At 59.8% G+C, this 18,480-nt stretch carries 18 protein-coding genes; 7 read left to right on the top strand and 11 right to left on the bottom strand.

Features of this window, described 5'->3' with window-relative positions; all coding sequences use genetic code 11:
* Positions 1–92 precede the first annotated feature (92 nt).
* On the top strand, positions 93–1,304 hold the full coding sequence (gene alaC / locus JJD66_RS12710; RefSeq protein ID WP_200648303.1) for an alanine transaminase: 1,212 nt from the start codon (positions 93–95) through the stop codon (positions 1,302–1,304).
* Between the two features lie 135 nt (positions 1,305–1,439).
* Here the strand turns inward: alaC and JJD66_RS12705 are convergent, their stop codons facing one another.
* Positions 1,440–2,792 carry a GntP family permease gene (locus JJD66_RS12705; protein WP_200648302.1) on the bottom strand — a complete coding sequence of 451 codons (1,353 nt, stop codon included), beginning with the start codon at positions 2,790–2,792 and terminating at the stop codon, positions 1,440–1,442.
* An 84-nt stretch (positions 2,793–2,876) separates the two neighbouring features.
* On the bottom strand, positions 2,877–3,410 hold the full coding sequence (locus JJD66_RS12700) for a gluconokinase (RefSeq protein WP_034128504.1): 534 nt from the start codon (positions 3,408–3,410) through the stop codon (positions 2,877–2,879).
* Between the two features lie 225 nt (positions 3,411–3,635).
* Here JJD66_RS12700 and JJD66_RS12695 point away from each other — a divergent pair, with 225 nt between their 5' ends.
* The 4 genes from JJD66_RS12695 (at position 3,636) to JJD66_RS12680 (ending at position 7,637) form a co-directional block, all read left to right on the top strand.
* On the top strand, positions 3,636–4,667 hold the full coding sequence (locus tag JJD66_RS12695; RefSeq protein WP_161793224.1) for a LacI family DNA-binding transcriptional regulator: 1,032 nt from the start codon (positions 3,636–3,638) through the stop codon (positions 4,665–4,667).
* A gap of 248 nt (positions 4,668–4,915) precedes the next feature.
* Positions 4,916–5,548, top strand: a complete 633-nt coding sequence (locus tag JJD66_RS12690; RefSeq protein ID WP_200648301.1) for a glutathione S-transferase family protein — start codon at positions 4,916–4,918, stop codon at positions 5,546–5,548.
* Positions 5,549–5,636: 88 nt separating this feature from the next.
* Positions 5,637–7,043: an MFS transporter gene (locus JJD66_RS12685; RefSeq protein ID WP_200648300.1), complete on the top strand. Its 1,407-nt coding sequence runs from the start codon at positions 5,637–5,639 to the stop codon at positions 7,041–7,043.
* 132 nt (positions 7,044–7,175) lie between these two features.
* On the top strand, positions 7,176–7,637 hold the full coding sequence (locus JJD66_RS12680; RefSeq protein ID WP_200648299.1) for a hypothetical protein: 462 nt from the start codon (positions 7,176–7,178) through the stop codon (positions 7,635–7,637).
* 112 nt (positions 7,638–7,749) lie between these two features.
* Here JJD66_RS12680 and JJD66_RS12675 read toward each other — a convergent pair whose 3' ends face one another.
* The 4 genes from JJD66_RS12675 to JJD66_RS12660 form a co-directional block, all read right to left on the bottom strand.
* Positions 7,750–8,658, bottom strand: a complete 909-nt coding sequence (locus tag JJD66_RS12675) for an aliphatic sulfonate ABC transporter substrate-binding protein (protein ID WP_232914628.1) — start codon at positions 8,656–8,658, stop codon at positions 7,750–7,752.
* Positions 8,564–9,235, bottom strand: coding sequence for a sigma-70 family RNA polymerase sigma factor (locus JJD66_RS12670; RefSeq protein ID WP_232914626.1), 672 nt, complete (start codon positions 9,233–9,235; stop codon positions 8,564–8,566). Before JJD66_RS12670 ends, JJD66_RS12675 begins: the two co-directional genes overlap by 95 nt.
* 108 nt (positions 9,236–9,343) lie before the next feature.
* Complete coding sequence (locus JJD66_RS12665; protein WP_200648298.1) at positions 9,344–10,135, bottom strand: phosphate/phosphite/phosphonate ABC transporter substrate-binding protein; 792 nt, start codon at positions 10,133–10,135, stop codon at positions 9,344–9,346.
* A 9-nt stretch (positions 10,136–10,144) separates the two neighbouring features.
* Positions 10,145–11,074 (bottom strand): fatty acid desaturase, encoded by a 930-nt coding sequence (locus JJD66_RS12660; RefSeq protein ID WP_200648297.1) that lies wholly within the window; start codon positions 11,072–11,074, stop codon positions 10,145–10,147.
* Positions 11,075–11,376: 302 nt separating this feature from the next.
* Here JJD66_RS12660 and JJD66_RS12655 point away from each other — a divergent pair, with 302 nt between their 5' ends.
* Positions 11,377–11,796: a GNAT family N-acetyltransferase gene (locus tag JJD66_RS12655; protein ID WP_200648296.1), complete on the top strand. Its 420-nt coding sequence runs from the start codon at positions 11,377–11,379 to the stop codon at positions 11,794–11,796.
* Between the two features lie 120 nt (positions 11,797–11,916).
* Here JJD66_RS12655 and def read toward each other — a convergent pair whose 3' ends face one another.
* The 3 genes from def to JJD66_RS12640 form a co-directional block, all read right to left on the bottom strand.
* Complete coding sequence (gene def, locus JJD66_RS12650; protein ID WP_034128513.1) at positions 11,917–12,456, bottom strand: peptide deformylase; 540 nt, start codon at positions 12,454–12,456, stop codon at positions 11,917–11,919.
* The gene (locus tag JJD66_RS12645) at positions 12,453–13,406 is read right to left on the bottom strand and encodes a YihY/virulence factor BrkB family protein (RefSeq protein ID WP_032895581.1); all 954 of its coding nucleotides are present in this window, start codon (positions 13,404–13,406) and stop codon (positions 12,453–12,455) included. Before JJD66_RS12645 ends, def begins: the two co-directional genes overlap by 4 nt.
* Before the next feature lie 181 nt (positions 13,407–13,587).
* Complete coding sequence (locus JJD66_RS12640; RefSeq protein ID WP_003193737.1) at positions 13,588–13,773, bottom strand: CsbD family protein; 186 nt, start codon at positions 13,771–13,773, stop codon at positions 13,588–13,590.
* A 201-nt stretch (positions 13,774–13,974) separates the two neighbouring features.
* Between JJD66_RS12640 and JJD66_RS12635 the strand changes: the two genes are divergently transcribed.
* The gene (locus JJD66_RS12635) at positions 13,975–14,352 is read left to right on the top strand and encodes a hypothetical protein (RefSeq protein WP_003193739.1); all 378 of its coding nucleotides are present in this window, start codon (positions 13,975–13,977) and stop codon (positions 14,350–14,352) included.
* A gap of 164 nt (positions 14,353–14,516) precedes the next feature.
* Here the strand turns inward: JJD66_RS12635 and fadD1 are convergent, their stop codons facing one another.
* Complete coding sequence (gene fadD1 / locus JJD66_RS12630; RefSeq protein WP_200648295.1) at positions 14,517–16,208, bottom strand: long-chain-fatty-acid--CoA ligase FadD1; 1,692 nt, start codon at positions 16,206–16,208, stop codon at positions 14,517–14,519.
* Positions 16,209–16,589: 381 nt separating this feature from the next.
* Positions 16,590–18,278, bottom strand: a complete 1,689-nt coding sequence (gene fadD2 / locus JJD66_RS12625; protein ID WP_054918241.1) for a long-chain-fatty-acid--CoA ligase FadD2 — start codon at positions 18,276–18,278, stop codon at positions 16,590–16,592.
* Positions 18,279–18,480 lie beyond the last annotated feature (202 nt).

Raw genomic sequence — 18,480 nt, 5'->3', positions numbered from 1 at the left:
GCCATCATCGCCCGTATTGTCTGCCCCGCAGGCCACCGCAGTGGCCGACGTCGCTCGGACGGTTCCGGGCGCTTACGTACCTCGAGGCAACAATGGCAGACCAAGGTTCGCCGCGCCGCTTTGCGCGCATAGATCGACTCCCCCCGTATGTATTCAATATCACTGCCGAGCTGAAGATGGCTGCGCGTCGGCGCGGCGAAGACATCATTGACTTGAGCATGGGTAATCCTGACGGCGCCACGCCTCCTCATATCGTGGAGAAAATGGTCACCGTCGCCCAGCGTGAAGACACCCACGGCTACTCCACCTCCAAAGGCATTCCGCGCCTGCGCCGGGCGATTTCGCGTTGGTACAAGGACCGTTATCAGGTGGATATCGACCCGGAGTCCGAAGCCATCGTGACCATCGGTTCCAAGGAAGGCCTGGCGCACTTGATGCTGGCCACCCTGGACCAGGGCGATACCGTGCTGGTGCCCAACCCCAGCTACCCGATTCATATCTACGGCGCAGTGATTGCCGGCGCCCAGGTACGTTCGGTGCCGCTGATACCGGGCGTGGATTTCTTCGCAGAGCTGGAGCGCGCGATTCGTGGCTCGATCCCCAAGCCGAAGATGATGATCCTCGGCTTCCCGTCCAACCCGACCGCGCAGTGTGTGGAACTGGACTTCTTCGAACGGGTGATCGCCCTGGCCAAGCAGTACGACGTGCTGGTGGTGCACGACCTGGCCTACGCCGACATCGTCTACGACGGCTGGAAAGCCCCCTCGATCATGCAAGTGCCCGGCGCCAAGGACATTGCGGTGGAGTTTTTCACCCTGTCCAAGAGCTACAACATGGCCGGCTGGCGCATCGGCTTCATGGTGGGCAACCCGGAACTGGTCAACGCCCTGGCACGCATCAAGAGCTACCACGACTACGGCACCTTCACCCCGCTGCAAGTGGCGGCGATTGCGGCGCTGGAAGGCGACCAACAGTGCGTGAAGGACATCGCCGAGCAGTACCGCCAGCGTCGCAATGTGCTGGTCAAGGGCCTGCATGAACTGGGCTGGATGGTGGAGAATCCGAAGGCGTCGATGTACGTCTGGGCCAAGATTCCCGAGCAGTACGCGGCCATGGGCTCGCTGGAGTTTGCCAAGAAACTGCTATTGGAAGCGAAGGTGTGTGTGTCGCCGGGGATCGGCTTTGGTGAGTATGGCGACGATCATGTGCGCTTTGCGCTGATCGAAAACCAAGACCGGATTCGCCAGGCCGTGCGTGGGATTCGCGGGATGTTCAGGGCGGATGGGTTGGTGACTAAAGCCTGACCTGATCTACCTGAAGAAACCCAATCAATGTGGGAGCTGGCTTGCCTGCGATGGCAGTGTTGGATTCACTACCGCTATCGCAGGCAAGCCAGCTCCCACATTTGATCAGTTCCCACCCTTGCTTTGGGGTGTGGCTTACACCACCAACGACAGCAACATGATGAAGATCAGTGCCACGATCGACAGAATGGTCTCCATCGCCGTCCAGGTCTTGAACGTCTCGGCCACGGTCATGTTGAAGTACTGCTTGACCAGCCAGAACCCCGCATCGTTGACGTGAGACAGGATCAACGAACCCGCGCCCGTCGCCAGTACCAGCAACTCGCGGTTAACCCCAGGGATCATCCCCACCACCGGCACCACAATGCCCGCGCCGGTAATGGTCGCGACCGTCGCTGAACCGGTGGCAATCCGAATCACCGCCGCCACCAGCCACGCCAGCAGGATCGGGTTGATCTGCGCGTTCACCGCCATATGGCCGATCACGTCGCCCACGCCGCTGGTCACCAGCATCTGCTTGAAGCCACCACCGGCACCGATGATCAGGATGATCGCGGCGGTCGGCGCAAGGCTGGCGTCGAGCAGCTTGAGGATCTGCTTGGAGTGGATGCCCTGACGATGGCCAAAGGTGTACAGCGATAACAGCAAAGCCAGCAACAGTGCGGTGATCGGGTGGCCGATCATGTCCATCCAGTTGCGTACCACGTTGCCTTCGACGAACGCGATGTCGGCAAAGGTTTTGAGCAGCATCAGGAACACCGGCAGCAGCACGGTGACCAGGGTGATGCTGAAGCTTGGCAGCGACTTGTTATCGGTTTCGCGGGCCAGTTGGTCCACCAGTTCCTGGGACGGGTTGCCCGGGATGTACTTGGCGATGAACGTACCGAAGATCGGACCGGCGATGATGGCGGTCGGCAGTGCGACGATCAGGCCGTACAGGATGGTCTTGCCGATATCAGCACCGAACACGCCGATGGCCAGCAGCGGGCCCGGGTGCGGTGGCACCAGGCCATGCACCGCCGAGAGACCAGCGAGCAGCGGAATACCGATCTTGATCAACGACACGCCGGTACGCCGGGCGACGATAAACACCAGCGGGATCAGCAATACAAAGCCGATCTCGAAGAACAGCGGGATGCCCACCAGGAACGCGGCGAACATCATGGCCCACTGGACCTTCTCTTTGCCGAAGGCGCGGATCAGGGTCTGGGCGATCTGATCGGCACCGCCGGACTCGGCCATCATCTTGCCGAGCATCGTGCCGAGCGCGAGGATGATGCCGACAAAGCCGAGGACCCCGCCGAAACCGTCCTGGAACGCCTTGATGATCTTGTCCACGGGCATGCCCGAGGTCAGGCCGAGGAAACCGGCCGCGATGATCAGTGCAATGAACGGGTGCACCTTGAACTTGGTGATCAGTACGATCAACCCAATGATAGTGACTACTGCATCTAGCAGCAGGTAAGACTCGTGGGACATGCCAAACATGGGGGGTCTCTCCTGTTTGTTGTTGTTATTAAAGCGGGTGTTGAACTTCCTGCCGGGGATAGCGCTATCTTTTCCGGCAAAAAATTAATGAGTAGGTTCAAAGCCGTGCTTGCGCCACCAGGTATGGGTCTGCGCGGCCAGCTCCTCGACGCTGTCTTCACTGGCGTTCAAGGCCAGGGTCAGCGGTTCGCCCTTGGGCGATTCAAGGGTGGCGAACTGGCTGTCGATCAGGCTTGCCGGCATGAAATGGCCGGGGCGGTGAGACACGCGGTCGGCGGCGACTTCGCGGGTCAGCTCCAGGAAGACAAAACCCAGGCCCGGCGCAGCTTCGCGCAGGTGGTCACGGTATTTTTTCTTCAGGGCCGAACAGGTCAGTACAGGATGCTCGCCCGCTTTCAACGCGCGACGCAGTTCATCGCACAGGATATCGAGCCAGCCGGCGCGGTCGTCGTCGTTGAGGGGGTGGCCGGCGCTCATCTTTTCGATGTTCGCGGCAGGGTGAAAGCTGTCGCCTTCAATGGCAGTGGCGCCGTTAAGGGCGCACAGGGCTTGGCTGACGCTGGACTTGCCACAGCCGGAAACACCCATGATGACCAGGGCGGTAACAGGTTGACTCATGAAACACCTCAGGACGCAGATAGCGCTACCTTTGCATAGCGTAAGGCTAGTGCAAAAACAGGCTTTTCCCGCGCCGACTTGTCATTTTTATGGAGTGACGCGTGCATCCGTTCCAACAGATTGACTTCAAGAGCTGGACAGGATCAGGCAACCCTTTATCCAAGAATTTGCAGCCCTTTGGAGACAGCGCTACCTTAGTGCCTCGATTTTTGTTTGGCAAGCCGCCTGATGACCTCCAAGAACGATAAAAATACCCGCACGACGGGCCGCCCTACCCTCAATGAAGTGGCGCGCCTGGCCGGCGTCAGCCCGATCACGGCCTCCCGTGCCCTGCGCGGTATCAGTACCGTGGCCACCGAACTGGTGGAAAAAGTGCAACAGGCCGCCGCCGAACTGAGCTACGTGGTCAACCCCGCCGCCCGTGCCCTGGCCTCGGCGCAGAGCCATTCGGTGGTGGTGCTAGTGCCGTCACTGTCCAACCTGCTGTTTATCGAAACCCTCGAAGCCATCCACCAAGTGCTGCGGCCCAAGGGCTTTGAAGTACTGATCGGCAACTCCCATTATTCGCGCGATGAAGAAGAAGACCTGTTGCGCAACTACATGGCCTACCAGCCACGGGGTTTGTTGCTGACCGGTTTTGACCGCACCGAAAGCGCGCGACGAATGGTCGAGGCCAGCAATGTGCCCTGTGTGTACATGATGGATCTGGACCCCAATGCCGGGGTGAACTGTGTGGGTTTCTCGCAACTGGCCGCCGGCGAGACCGCGGCGGCGCACTTGCTGTCCCGTGGTCGCAAGCGCCTGGCCTATATCGGCGCACAACTGGACCAACGCACCTTGCTGCGCGGCGAAGGCTTTCGCCGCGCCTTGCAACAGGCCGGCATGTACGACCCGGCGCTGGAGCTGCTGACGCCACGCCCGTCTTCCGTGGGCCTGGGAGGCGAACTGTTTTTGCAACTGCTGGCCGCCCATCCGGATGTGGACGCGATCTTCTTCGGCAACGACGACCTGGCCCAGGGCGCCCTGCTCGAAGCCCTGCGCCATGGCATCAAGGTGCCTGAACGTGTGGCGGTGCTGGGCTTCAACGACCTACCCGCCTCGTCATTCATGGTGCCGCGCCTGAGCAGCATCAGCACGCCACGGGAAGCCATCGGGCGTCGGGCAGCAGAGCATCTGCTGACGATCATGGCGGGCAACAAGGTGGCCAAGCCAGTGGTGGATATGGGGTTTGAGTTACAGGTGCGCGAGAGCACCTGAGCGTCGAGCCGAACGCAATCAATGTGAGAGCTGGCCATGTAGTGTCCACAGAATCAGCGCCTGGCACAGATCCCCTGTGGGAGCGGGCTTGCTCGCGAAGGCGGTGGGTCAGTCAACGCATCTTCAACTGAACCACCGCTATCGCAGGCAAGCCAGCTCCCACATTTTCGACCGTGCCCGCTTCATACCCTCGCCGTCGTGCCCGGCCCCTGCTAGATTGGTCATTCTCCAAATGCCAGGGAAGCACCATGGGCCATTCACTGAAAATCTTGGGTCGTACCTCTTCAATCAACGTGCGAAAAGTACTGTGGACCTGCCAGGAATTGGGCATCGACTACGTGCGCGAAGACTGGGGCATCGGTTTCAAGCCTACCCAATCCCCCGATTTCCTCGCCTTGAACCCCAACGCCCAGGTGCCAGTGCTGATCGACGACCATGGCGTGCTATGGGAGTCCAATACCATCTGCCGCTACCTTGTCGGCCTCTATCAGCGCCATGACTTGCTACCCGTTGAGCCTGCCTTGCGTGCACGGGTCGAACAGTGGATGGACTGGCAGGCCACCGAACTCAACCCTTCGTGGGGCTATGCGTTCCACGCACTGGTGCGTCAAAACCCGGACTATCAGGACCCGCAACGCATCCAGGCGGGTGTGCAGGCCTGGAATGACAAGATGGCCCTGCTAGAACAACAGTTGACCAAGACCGGCGCCTACGTGGCCGGCGAAGAGTTCACCCTCGCTGACATCTTGATTGGCCTTTCGGTACATCGGTGGCAGATGACACCCATGGAGCGGCCGTCCTACCCCGCCATCGCGGCGTATTACCAACGCCTCAGCCAGCACGCCGGCTTCAAGACGTTCGCGCTCGACGGCCACAATTAGAGAAGCAGTTGCGCACTTTAAGCTCCAAGCCCAATAGCGGTTTGGCTTAAAGCTCGAAGCTTCCAACTCGCCCAACTGAAGGTTATTCATGCCCCCACTCGCCGCCTGCGTCTCAGACCCCACCCGCGCCGCCCACATCAGCGCCCGCATCGACCGCCTGCCCGCCGTCGCCACTATTTGGCGCCTGGTGGCGTTGCTCTCCATCGGCGGTTTTTTCGAGCTGTATGACCTGTTCCAAACCGCCTATATCAGCCCTGGCCTGATCAGCGACGGAATTTTTCATACCGGCAGCGAAGGTGTTTTCGGCTTTTCGGACCAAGCCGCTTTCGCCTCGGCCACGTTCCTCGGCCTGTTCCTCGGCGCCAGCCTGCTCAGCCCCATCGCTGACCGCTTCGGGCGACGCGCGATTTTCACCTTTGCGTTGGTCTGGTACACAGTGGCCACAGTGTTGATGGGCATCCAGACCTCGGCCGTGGGCATCATCTGCATGCGCTTTCTGGTGGGCATTGGCCTGGGTATCGAACTGGTAACCATCGACGCCTACCTTTCGGAGCTGGTGCCCAAGCGTATGCGCAGTTCGGCGTTTGCCTTTGCGTTTTTTATCCAGTTTCTGTCGGTGCCGGCCGTGGCGTTGATGTCGTGGTGGCTGGTGCCACAGGCGCCGTTCGGTATCGCGGGCTGGCGCTGGGTGGTGCTCTCAAGTGCGGTGTTTGCGCTGTTTATCTGGCAACTGCGCAAGCGCCTGCCGGAGTCACCGCGCTGGCTTGCACAAAAGGGACGCTTCGAAGAGGCCGACACGATCCTGAACAACCTGGAGGCACGCTGCCGAAAGGACCACGGCAAGCCGCTGGACGAACCTGAACCCGAAGCGATCAGCGTGCAGGGCAATGGCCGTTTCGCCGATATCTGGCAGCCGCCCTACCGTCGCCGCGCCTTGATGCTGATCGTGTTTCATGTATTCCAGGCCATCGGCTTCTTCGGCTTCGGCAACTGGCTGCCGGCCTTGCTCTCGGGCCAGGGTGTCAGCGTGACCCACAGCCTGCTCTATGCCTTCATCATCACCCTCGCCTACCCGCTGGGCCCGCTGTTGTTCGTCAAGGTGGCCAACCGCTTTGAGAACAAGTGGCAAATTGTCGGCTCGGCCATGGGTGCAGTGATCTTCGGCAGCCTGTTTGCCCTGCAAACCACAGCGTTAGGGCTGATTTTCTGCGGGGTGATGATCACCTTCTGCAATGCCTGGCTGAGCTTCAGTTATCACTCGTACCAGAGCGAATTGTTCCCCACCAATATCCGTGCGCGGGCGGTCGGGTTCTGCTATTCGTTCAGCCGTTTATCCACGGTGTTCAGCAGCCTGTTGATCGGTTTTATCCTCGAGCACCTGGGCACGCCGGGCGTGTTGGCGTTTATTGCCAGCAGCATGTTGATCGTGATGATTACCATCAGTTGGTTTGGGCCGCGCACGCGCAACCTGGCGCTGGAGAACATCGCTCACTGACGGCAACGGTTGGCCGCACAAGGAGAAGGCTTGCCGCGCCGACGACGCCAGCCCCAGTAAACACTGGGGTCTGGCAACCGGCACAGTATTTGCTCCAGCTGTCGCACCGTCTGTTTTCATAGGTGAACGATCATGCTGGTTAACAACACTCAAGCGGCGTCGAACGTGCAACAGATCACGCGACCCGACATGGACCCCGCCAACGCCGCCGCCAGTGCGCTGTACAGCGGCGCCCTGCAGGCTGCGCAACACAGCGTGACAGTGCCCGCCGCGCAGAGGGAATTGGACAAGGCCAGCGATCGCATCGACGAAGCCTTCGCCAAGACTCGCGTGCAGTTACAGGCCACAACTAATGGGGCGCGTACCGAGTTCACCGAATACATGAGCAAGACCCCAGCCGAACGTATTCGTGAACAGTTACTCAAGGAACAAGGGCTGACCGAAGAACAAGTGCAGGCGATGCCCCAGGACAAACAAGACGCCATCGCCAAACAAGTGGCCGAGCGTTTGAAGGAGCAGCAACAGCAGCAGGTGGCGGCGAAGGCTACTGTCTCGCCAGCCCAGACAATGAAAGAGACCCTGGCTGCGATCTGAACCTGTGGGAGCTGGCTTGCCTGCGATAGCATCACCTCGGCTCATCTGATACACCGAGGTGTCTGTATCGCAGGCAAGCCAGCTCCCACACTGATCGGTTCAGGGGTCTGGCTCATGGATGGCCAAGGGGCTTGAAGACAGCCTGCTGCACATCGACTTTTTTCGGGATCAGGCCGTTGGCAAAAAACAGGTCGGCGGTGCGTTGCTGGTTGGCAATGTCGATGGCCGCCAAGGGGCGGATCGGCTCGGGCGAGCGATGTTCGAAGTAGCTTTTGACCACCGCCGGTTGCAGGCCCAGGGTGCCGGCCATCAGCGTGATGCTCGCGTCGGGCTGATCAAGCGACAGGCGCTGCGCCTTGCCAAGCGTCTGGATAATCGTGTCGATGGCCCCTGGGTGCTGCTTGGCAAACGGGTGGTTGACCACGAAGAAACTACCCGCAGGGTTCAACCCTTGCCCGTCCCGCAGCACGCGTGCCGAGCCGTCGATCACGGCGGCCGAGTAGTACGGGTCCCACACCACCCATGCGTCCACCTTGCCTTGTTCGAACGCGGCGCGGCCGTCGGAAGGCGACAGGTACACCACGTTCACATCCTTCCACTGCAACCCGGCGTGCAGCAGGCTTTTGAGGAACAGGTTGTGGGCACTGGAGCCCTTGAGCAATGCCACGCGCTTGCCCTTGAGTTCGGCCACGTTCTGCACGGCACTGGCCTTGGGCACCAGCACTGCTTCGGCCTTGCCCTCGTTAGGCTCGACGGCAAAATACTGCAAGTCGATCCCGGCCGCCTGGGCGAAGATCGGCGGGATATCGCCAATATTGCCGATGTCCAGGCTGCCGGCGTTGAGCGCTTCGATCAGCGGCGGGCCACCGAGGAATTCGGTCCACTGCACCTGGGTGCCCGGCAGTGCGGCTTCGAAGAGCTTGTGCTCACGGGCGAGCACCATGCTGACCGAGCTTTTCTGGTAGCCGATGCGCAGCGTGGAAGGTTCGGCCGCCGAGGTGGGTTGCGCCAGTACCGCCAATGCCAGCAGCGAACTGCCCAGCAGGTGTTTGATTGCTTTCATAAGTTGCCTCTTGGTGGTTCGATTCAGATTCAAAGTGAGCACCGTCAGTGTGGGATTCGAGGCCGGTAACAGCGCGGGCCATGTAGTCACTGACCGAGCGCTGGGAAATCCCCAGTTCGGCGGCAATCTGGGGGTAAGTCAGGCCGTTGACGCGAGACAACAGGAACGTCGTCTTGACCTTGGCCGGCAAGCGGTCGAGCGATAGATCGATGGCTTGCAGGGCTTCGAGTACCTGGGCCCGATCCTCGGTGCAGGCTGCATCGTCATCCAACGCAGCGAAGTAGGCACGCTCCAGGTCACGCCGGCGCCACACCTGGTACACCAGGCGCTGGGCAATGGTGGTAAGCAATGCGCGGGGCTTTCGTATTGGCGCTAGCTGAGGTGCACTCAGGAGCTGGACAAAGGCGTCGACGGCGATGTCTTCGGCGTGGGCACGGGAGTTGAGGTAGCGGTGCAAGCGGCTGCACAGCCAAGGGTAATGAATGCGAAACAGTGAGCCCACGTAGTCGCTGTGAGCACGATCGGCGCCGGACATAGTGGCTCCTTCTGAGTAGGTTGCGCGGTATGTCCGGTGTTCCGGTGAAGCAATCCTAGCAAGGCTTCTTATGCTTTAATAATATTTAAAACGTATTTTTATATAACCTTATTGAAGTACCGGATAGCCGATGCTGGCGGCTTTACGCTGGTAATCCAACACCACCTGGTAGTCATCTTCGCTGGCAGGAAGCACAGCTCGGACACCGAGGGTTTGCGCCACCTGCGGCAGGTCCTGCAACGCCAGGTTCATCGCCTCACGAATCTGCGCTACCTGCGCATCGCTCAAGCCCAGCGCGCCTATGTAGGGCAAAGTCGGGCTCGGCGCGCTGCGGGCGATGACGCGCAGGCCCGCGACCTCTTCGGGGGCGAATCGGGCGAGGTAGTCGTAGGTGACGCTGTCGATGGCAGCGAGGTCGGCGCGGCCTTCACGCAGCCAACGCAAGCTCTCGCGGTGGGCGCCGCTGATGCCGACGCTGGCGAAGAACCGCCCGTCGCGCTGCAACGGCGCCAGGCAGTCACGCAGCAGGTTCATGCCGCTGTTGGAGTCGTGGTCGTTGATCACGCCGCGGCTCTGGTAGAACTGCGCCAGGCGGGTACGCGGGTTGTCAGCGCGAGTCAACAGCAGGCTGCAATGTTCGCCGTGGCTGCTGTGGGCCAACTCGTAACGGGGGCGCCCAATGATGCGCACCTGGCCGCGCAGTTGGGTCATCAGCGGGTAGCCGCAGGTTTGGCTGACGAGCAATTGCGGCGCCAGCCACAGGCCGGGCAAGTCGAGGTGGTCGGCATCAAGACGATGCAACTTCAAGCGCTCGAGGATGCGCGCCAGCCAGTGTTGATTGGCCTGCTGGATGGGCTCGGGCGCAACGTACATGCGCAGGTCGGCGTAGTGCTCACTCATGGTCGTCTCTCAGGCAAACGGGTGCCGGGGACTGTCGATGGCCTTGAGGCCGTGGCGGCTGATCAACTGGCCGTACCCTTGCACCAGGAAACCACCGCTGCGCGCCAGCCACTGCTCGCGCCGGGCACGGTACACCCTGGGCAGCAGGTACCACGGCAACTTTGGCAGATCGTGGTGCACCAGGTGCAGATTGTTGTTGAGAAACAGCCAGGCCCAGGGCCAGGACGCTTCGTTGAGCACTGTGCGCTGTTCCGGCCGGGGATGGGGGCGGTGCTCATAGAAGGAACGGATCGAGGCCAGGGACAAGGCTGGCACGCTGACCAGCAGCAGGTAATGCCATACCGCAAGCGCGCTGTAGTAGGCGATGAAACTCAGCATCAGCACAGTGACGGCGCCGTGGGCCAGCCACATCGGCCATACCTGGGGCAGGCGTTGAAACTCGTGACGTGCCAACCGGCCAATGGCCAACGGCGCAGCCAGCAGGAAGCGGCCAAACACGGTCTTGGTCAGCCAATGCACGCCACGTTCGAACAGTGAGCTGTTGTTCCATTGCTGCTGATTGAGGTAGCGGCTTTCCGGGTCGATGCCCGGCAGGGTCAGGTCATGGTCGTTATGGTGCAACAGGTGGCTGTCGCGGTACAGCGTGTAGGGATACCACACCGCGAAAGGGGCATAGCCGAGGAGTTTATTCAGCCATAACGAACGGGTCGGATGGCCGTGGAGCAATTCGTGCTGCACCGATAGCCACAGGGTCAGCAGCGGAATCAGCAGCAACATGCTCAGCCACAGGCCCAGCCACCGGCTGCCAAGGATCACCGCAAACCAGCCGGCATATACGCCGATCAACAGCAGCCAGGTCGGCCACTCGGTTCTTGCCACAAAGGTCGTCGCCAGGGCTTCGATTTCCCGGCGGTGGGTCGGATCAAGGTAATTGGCCATCGGCAGCTCAGAGCAGGTGTTTCCTGCTCTGTGCAATGAGGCGGGAAAATCTTGCAGATCGTTTGGTTCTAAGCGTGTAACTCAGTGACCGAAAAGGCCTGCTTCGGATTTTTTGGTCTTCTTGTCCGCGCGTTTTTCATCCGCGGTCTTTGCCGGTTTTTTCTTCGCGGCTTTCTTTGAATCCATACCTTTGGCCATGATGCATGCTCCATTAACAGGGGATGTAGCACTGGGTATACCACCTATTGCCCGGCAGAAGGCGCTTATAATCCCCTGCCCTGGATAACGCTTGTCTGAACCCCATGCCCCCATTGCACATCGAACCGCTGGCCGAGCCTCTATGGCCACTGCTGAACAAGTTTTACCGCAGCCACAATTCATCGATGAAAGCGCTCAAGGGCGGCCGTTTGTGGGTAGTGCGAGATGGCGAGATCGTGGCCGGCTTGTGCTTGAGCCCGGTGATGGGTGGGCAGTGGCTGACGGGGGTGTTTGTGGCGCCGACTTATCGTGGCCAGCAGCTGGCGGCGCGACTGATTAGCGAGGCCGTGGCAGGTTGTGAGGAGACTGTCTGGTTGCTGTGCCATCCGGACCTGGAAGGGTTGTATCAGGGCATGGGGTTCAGCCAGGACACGGTTTTGCCGCAATCGCTGAGTGAGCGGCTGGTGCGTTACAAGCGCAATAAACCGATGATTGCGATGGGGCTCAATGCCCCAAAACACTGATCCAATGTGGGAGCTGGCTTGCCTGCGATGGCGGTGTATCAGCTACAAATAAGGTAGCTGGCCCACCGCCATCGCAGGCAAGCCAGCTCCCACAGTTGAACTGTGAGTGTGTCAGAAGGGCTATTCGTCAGCCGTTGGGTCCAGCTCCGGGAACATCACTTCAATAAATCCGAATTTGCTGAAGTCGGTAATCCGCGATGGGTACAGCCTGCCGATCAAATGGTCGCACTCATGCTGCACCACCCGCGCATGGAAGCCGTCGGCAAAACGTACGATCGGCTCGCCTTTGGGGTCGAACCCTTCGTAGCGGATCTGCTGGTAACGGTTCACGGCGCCGCGCAGGCCGGGCACTGACAGGCAACCTTCATAGCCCTCTTCCTGCAGCGGGCTGAGCGGTGTGATCAGCGGGTTGATCAAGATGGTCTGCGGCACAGGCGGCGCGTCCGGGTAGCGTTCGCTGGCCTCGAAACCGAAGATCACCAGTTGCAGGTCCACGCCAATCTGCGGCGCCGCCAGGCCAACGCCGCCCACGTGCTCCATGGTCTGGAACATATCGTCGATCAGTTGCCACAACTCCGGGCTGTCGAACATTTCCGGCGGCACCGGCGGGGCGATACGCAGCAGGCGCTCGTCGCCCATTTTCAGGATTTCACGGATCATTGTTCAGGCTCGGTCATAGGCTTGGAGTGGTCCCGGCCTAAGCCAGAGACGTGTTGTTTTTCATCGGTGTGGCCCGGCTCGCCTATTTCCTTCTCACCGGGGTCCTTGCCCTCGGCAGACATATGCTCGATCACCGCGTTCATCTCCGCGCCCAGCAGCAGTACGGCGGCAGAGATGTAGAAATACAGGAGCAAGACAATGATCGCACCAATACTGCCATACATGGCGTTGTAGTCCGCGAAGGTCTTGACGTAGTAGCCAAAGCCAAGGGAGGCGACGATCCATACCACCACGGCCAAGACGGAGCCGGGGGTGATAAAGCGGAATTCCTGTTCGACGTCCGGCATCACGTAGTACATGAGGGCCACGGCGAACATCAGCAAGATCACAATCAGCGGCCAGCGCAGGATGGTCCACAGCGTGACCACGAATTCCTGCATGCCGATCTGCCCGGCCAGCCACTCCATGACTTGCGGGCCCAGCACCATCAGCGCGGCGGCCGCCAGCAGCATGCCGGCGATACCCACGGTGTAGAAAATCGACAGCGGGAAACGCTTCCAGATCGGCCGACCTTCAACTACATCGTAGGCGGCGTTCATGGCGCTCATCATCAGGCGCACGCCCGCAGAGGCCGTCCACAGGGCGATAACGATACCCACCGAGAGCAAGCCGCCCTTGGACTGCTGCAACTGATCGATCACCGGGTTGACCTGTTCCAGCGCCTGGGGAGGCAACACCAGCTCCGATTGCAGGCGCAGCCAACTGAAGAAGTCGGGCAAATGCAGGAAGCCGATCAGAGCAATGAGGAACAGCAGGAACGGAAACAAAGAGAACAGCATCTGGTAGGCCAGTGCCGAGGCGTAGGTAGGCATCTCGTCATCGACGAATTCCTTGATGGTGCGTACCAGCACCTTGTGCAGCTTGAGACCATCGAGTACTGGAAAAAGCATAGCGTCTCCTTTCGCCGCAAAAGAGGTTGAGTTCGTGGGCGACTCAGGGGCCGTTTTCTACATCAAAGTAGCCCATTTGGCGACTTTGAAACAATTTCGAAAGTTTAGTTGCAGCACCGGATACAAAAACGGCCATCCGTGGATGGCCGTCGGGCTGCTGGGTTCAGCCAGCCAGGACATGTTACTCAGTGGCTTTTTTCACTGCGTCCTTGGTCTTGCCCACTGCTTGCTGAGCTTCGCCTTTTTTCTCTTGGATCACGCCTTCAGCACGCAGCTTGTCATTGTCTGTGACTTTACCGACGCCTTGCTTGATGTTACCGACAGCTTCGTTCGCCAAGCCCTTTACCTTATCGGAAGTGCTGCTCATGGTATTACTCCTGATAACAATCAAATGGTTTTTGGTCACTACGTAGCGGTTGACCTGAAGCGCAACGGCAGAGTTTCAATTATTTTTGCGCAAGCATTTCATCGCAAGCGGCAGGTTTGGCTTTATGTTTTGCAGCCAACCCACGAGAATGCCCGGCACATTCAGGCTGCAACGCTGAATAACAGATCCCGTAGGAAGGTTATGAAACTCAATAAAGCACAGGCCATTGCCCGCAGAAACCAGGAACTGGGCGGTGCCGTACTCGGCGTCAACAACTGCCACTTCACCGACCTGGACCGCAAACGCAACATCTGGTGGTTCGACCTGCCGGTGGGGCGTATTGCCGTAGGCCAGTACGAGTGGATCCACCTGTTGATGCACAACGCCGACACCGACCAGTTGCTGCACCTGAAGGTGCCGACCGTGTTCCTGCGTGAAAAACTCGAAGGGCTGGTGGTACGCAATGCGGGCAAGCGCAAGCCGGAGATTACCCTGGAGCTAAGCGCGGATAAGGACTCGTTCTTGAAGGACGTACGCCCCGCCGGTGCGGGTGTGAGCTTCGCGCAGTTCGCGCTGTAACCCCGGTAACCCTGTGGGAGCGGGCTTGCCCGCGATAGCAGTGAGTCAGGCGATACAGCAGTGGCTGCTGTAGCGCTATCGCAGGCAAACCAGCTCCCACAGGGGGTAAGTGTTTCGCCAGCGCCCCCCATAAGAAACCCCGCATCGGCGGGGTTTTTTATGGGTTACTTTTTAAGACCGAGTTTCTTCAGTTCTTCATCACGCAATTCACGCCGCAGGATCTTGCCCACGTTGGTGGTCGGCAGCGCATCACGGAACTCGACGGCCTTGGGCACCTTGTAGCCGGTGACGTTGGCGCGCATGTGTTCCATCACCTGGTCCTTGGTCAGGGTAGCCCCTGGCTTGACCACGATGAACAATTTGATGTGCTCGCCGGATTTTTCATCCGGTACGCCGATAGCCGCACACTGCAGCACACCCGGCAGGCCCGCCAGCACGTCTTCCAGCTCGTTGGGGTAGACGTTGAAGCCGGAGACCAGAATCATGTCCTTCTTGCGGTCGACGATACGCATGTAGCCGTCTGGCTGGATGATCGCGATGTCGCCGGTCTTCAGCCAGCCCTCGCTGTCGAGCATCTCGTCGGTAGCGTCCTGGCGCTGCCAGTAGCCCTTCATCACTTGCGGACCTTTCACACACAACTCGCCAGTTTCGCCCAGTGCAAGCTCGGTACCGTCGTCGGCGATGACTTTACACGCGGTGGAAGGCACCGGAATGCCGATGGTGCCGATCTGGATGTGCTGGATCGGGTTGACCGTAGCCACCGGGCTGGTTTCGGTCATGCCGTAGCCTTCGCAGATCGCGCAGCCGGTCACAGCCTTCCAACGCTCCGCCGCAGCCAGTTGCAACGCCATGCCGCCCGACAGGGTGACCTTCAGCGCAGAGAAGTCCAGCTTGCGGAAACCCTCGTTGTTGCACAGTGCCACGAACAGGGTGTTGAGGCCGACGAAGCCGCTGAACTTCCACTTCGACAGTTCCTTAACCATCGCCGGCAGGTCGCGCGGGTTGCTGATCAGGATGTTGTGGTTGCCGATCAGCATCATCGCCATGCAATGAAAGGTGAAGGCATAGATGTGGTAGAGCGGCAGCGGCGTGATCAGGATCTCGCAGCCTTCATTGAGGTTGGAGCCCATCAGCGCCTTGCATTGCAGCATGTTGGCGACGAGGTTGCGGTGGGTCAGCATCGCGCCCTTGGCCACGCCGGTGGTACCGCCGGTGTATTGCAGCACGGCCACATCGCCGCTGGCCGGGCTGGCATCGTTGACCGGCTGGCCATGGCCCTTGGCGAGTACGTCGTTGAACTTGATGGCCTGGGGCAGATGATAGGCCGGGACCATTTTCTTCACGTACTTGATCACGCTGTTGATCAGCACGCGCTTGAACGGCGAGAGCAGGTCGGCAACTTCGGTGACGATCACGTGCTTGACGGCGGTCTTGGGCACGACTTTTTCAGCCAGGTGCGCCATGTTGGCCAGGCAAACCAGGGCCTTGGCCCCCGAATCATTGAATTGGTGTTCCATCTCCCGCGCGGTGTACAGCGGGTTGGTGTTGACCACGATCAGGCCGGCGCGGATCGCACCGAATACAGCGACGGGGTATTGCAGAACGTTGGGCAGTTGCACGGCGATTCGATCGCCGGGCTTCAAATCGGTATGCTGTTGCAGATACGCGGCGAATGCGCCGGACAATTCGTACAGTTCACCGTAGGTGACTGTCTTGCCCAGGTTGCTGAAAGCCGGTTTGTTGGCGAAGCGCTGGCAGGACTGCTTCAGTACCGCCTGAATATTCGGATACTCGTCTGGATTGATCTGTGCAGCAATCCCGGCGGGGTACTTATCCTTCCAAAAGTCTTCATTCATGGAAGCCCACTCCTCAGCGACGCGAATTCATCATCGCATTTGATGCGATTATTATTGGTGTATGTTTTTAGGTGAGTCTGGCGCTTTCAAGCAGGCCTAGAAGTCACAAAGCGCGCCGAGAGTAGCAGCTTTGCCAAGGGCCGCCTAGAGCCAAAAGAGGGCCCTACAGTCATAAACATGACTCAAGAACATCCAATGGTCACTTTTAGAGCAAAAATTCTATAACGCCAGGAATGGCTCTAGAACAGGCTCTCAAGGGCGAAAAATACAGTGTGGGAGCTGGCCTGCCTGCGATAGCGGTGGATCAGTCAATTCAACAGGCGACTGAAACACTGCTATCGCGGGCAAACCAGCTCCCACATTTTTGTACCCTATTTCAATTCAAGCGATGTCGCGCAACTCCCGGCGCAGAATTTTCCCCACCGGCGTCATCGGCAACGACTCTCTCAACACAATATGCTTGGGCACCTTGTACCCTGTGAAGTTGGCCTTGCAGTACGCCTTCAGTTCCTCGAGGCTCACCCCCTGGGCCCGCGCCACCACGAACAGCTTTACCGCCTCCCCCGTGCGCTCGTCCGGTACGCCGATCACGGCGCAGTTGGCCACGGCCGGGTGGGCCATGATCACGTCTTCAATTTCGTTGGGGTACACGTTGAAACCCGAGACGATGATCAAATCCTTCTTGCGATCCACAATACTGATATAGCCATCGGTGTCGATCACCGCAATGTCACCGGTCTTCAACCAGCCATCGGCGTCCAGGGTTTCGGCGGTGGCGGCCGGTTGCTGCCAGTAGCCCTTCATCACTTGTGGGCCCTGGATGCACAGCTCGCCGCGCTCGCCCAATGGCAGTTCTTGCCCCAGGTCATCCACGACTTTCATCGCCGTACCCGGCACCGGGATGCCCACGGTACCCAGGCGCGACAGGCCCCCATAGGGGTTGGTACTTGCCACTGGCGAGGTTTCGGTGAGGCCGTAGCCTTCGCCGATGGCGCAGCCGGTCACCGCTTTCCAGCGTTCCGCCGTGGCCTTGACCAGGGCGGTGCCGCCGGAGTTGGTAATCTTCAGGTGGGAGAAATCCAGGGTCTTGAAATCCGGGTGGTCCATCAGCGCCACAAACAGTGTGTTGAGCCCCAACAGGCCGGAGAACTGCCACTGTTTGAGCTCCTTGATAAACCCGCCGATGTCCCGTGGGTTGGTGATCAGCACGTTGTGGTTACCGGAGACCATCATGCACATGCAATTGGCCGTGAATGCATAGATGTGGTACAGCGGCAGCGGTGCAATCATCACCTCCTGCCCTTCCTTGATCAGCGGATGGCCGTCGTCGCCCAGTTGCGACATGCACGCCCGCACTTGCTGCATGTTCGCCACCAGGTTGCCGTGAGTGAGCATCGCGCCCTTGGCCAGCCCAGTGGTGCCGCCGGTGTATTGCAGCACGGCGACGTCGTCCAGGGTCACCGGATGGCGCGTCACTCCAAGGCCCGCGCCCATGCGCAGGGCGCGCTTGAACGACACCGCCCGTGGCAGGTGATAGGCCGGGACCATCTTCTTCACCTTGTCGACCACGGTGTTGACCAGCCAGCCTTTAGCGGCGGGCATGAAATCGCCCATCCTGGCTTCGATCAGGTAGTCGATCTCCGTGTCGGTGCACACCTCCTGCACACGTGAACCGAACAGGTTGAGGTAGACCAGCGCCCGCACACCGGCATCCTTGAACTGATGGCGCATCTCGCGCGGCGTATAAAGCGGGTTGGTGTTGACCACGATCAGCCCGGCGCGCAGTGCGCCGAACACCGCAACCGGGTAATGCAGCACGTTGGGCAGCTGCACCGCGATGCGCTCGCCGGGCTTGAGGTCGGTGTGCTGCTGCAGGTAACCGGCAAACGCCGCACTCTGGCGCTCAAGCTCGGCGTAGGTGAGGGTAATGCCCATGCTGCTGAATGCCGGACGGTCGGCAAAGGTCTTGCAGGAACGCTCGAAGACCTCGATCACCGACTTGTAGGTGCTGAGGTCGATGGCATTGGGGACTCCCGCCGCGCGTTTGTCATTCCAGAAATCAGGTTGCATTATTCTTGTCCTCTTTACCTGAGTGTGTCCGGCCGCTGCCATGCAGATGTGCAGCAATAAGAAGCGGAGCTTTGGGGAAGTTAGCAGCTATGGCCAAACAGGCAAGACGCTGAACTGTGTCATTGATTGTATGAATCTTGTACCTAAGGCGTAGGCAGATACCCCGCCTCACGCCGGATGAGCTATACAATGCCACCACCCT

This window comes from Pseudomonas sp. MF6751 (assembly GCF_016613265.1).
GTDB classification, from domain to species: domain Bacteria; phylum Pseudomonadota; class Gammaproteobacteria; order Pseudomonadales; family Pseudomonadaceae; genus Aquipseudomonas; species Aquipseudomonas fluorescens_BV.
The sequence above is the reverse complement of the archived record's forward strand: the minus strand, read 5'-3'. Positions and strand labels throughout refer to the sequence as shown.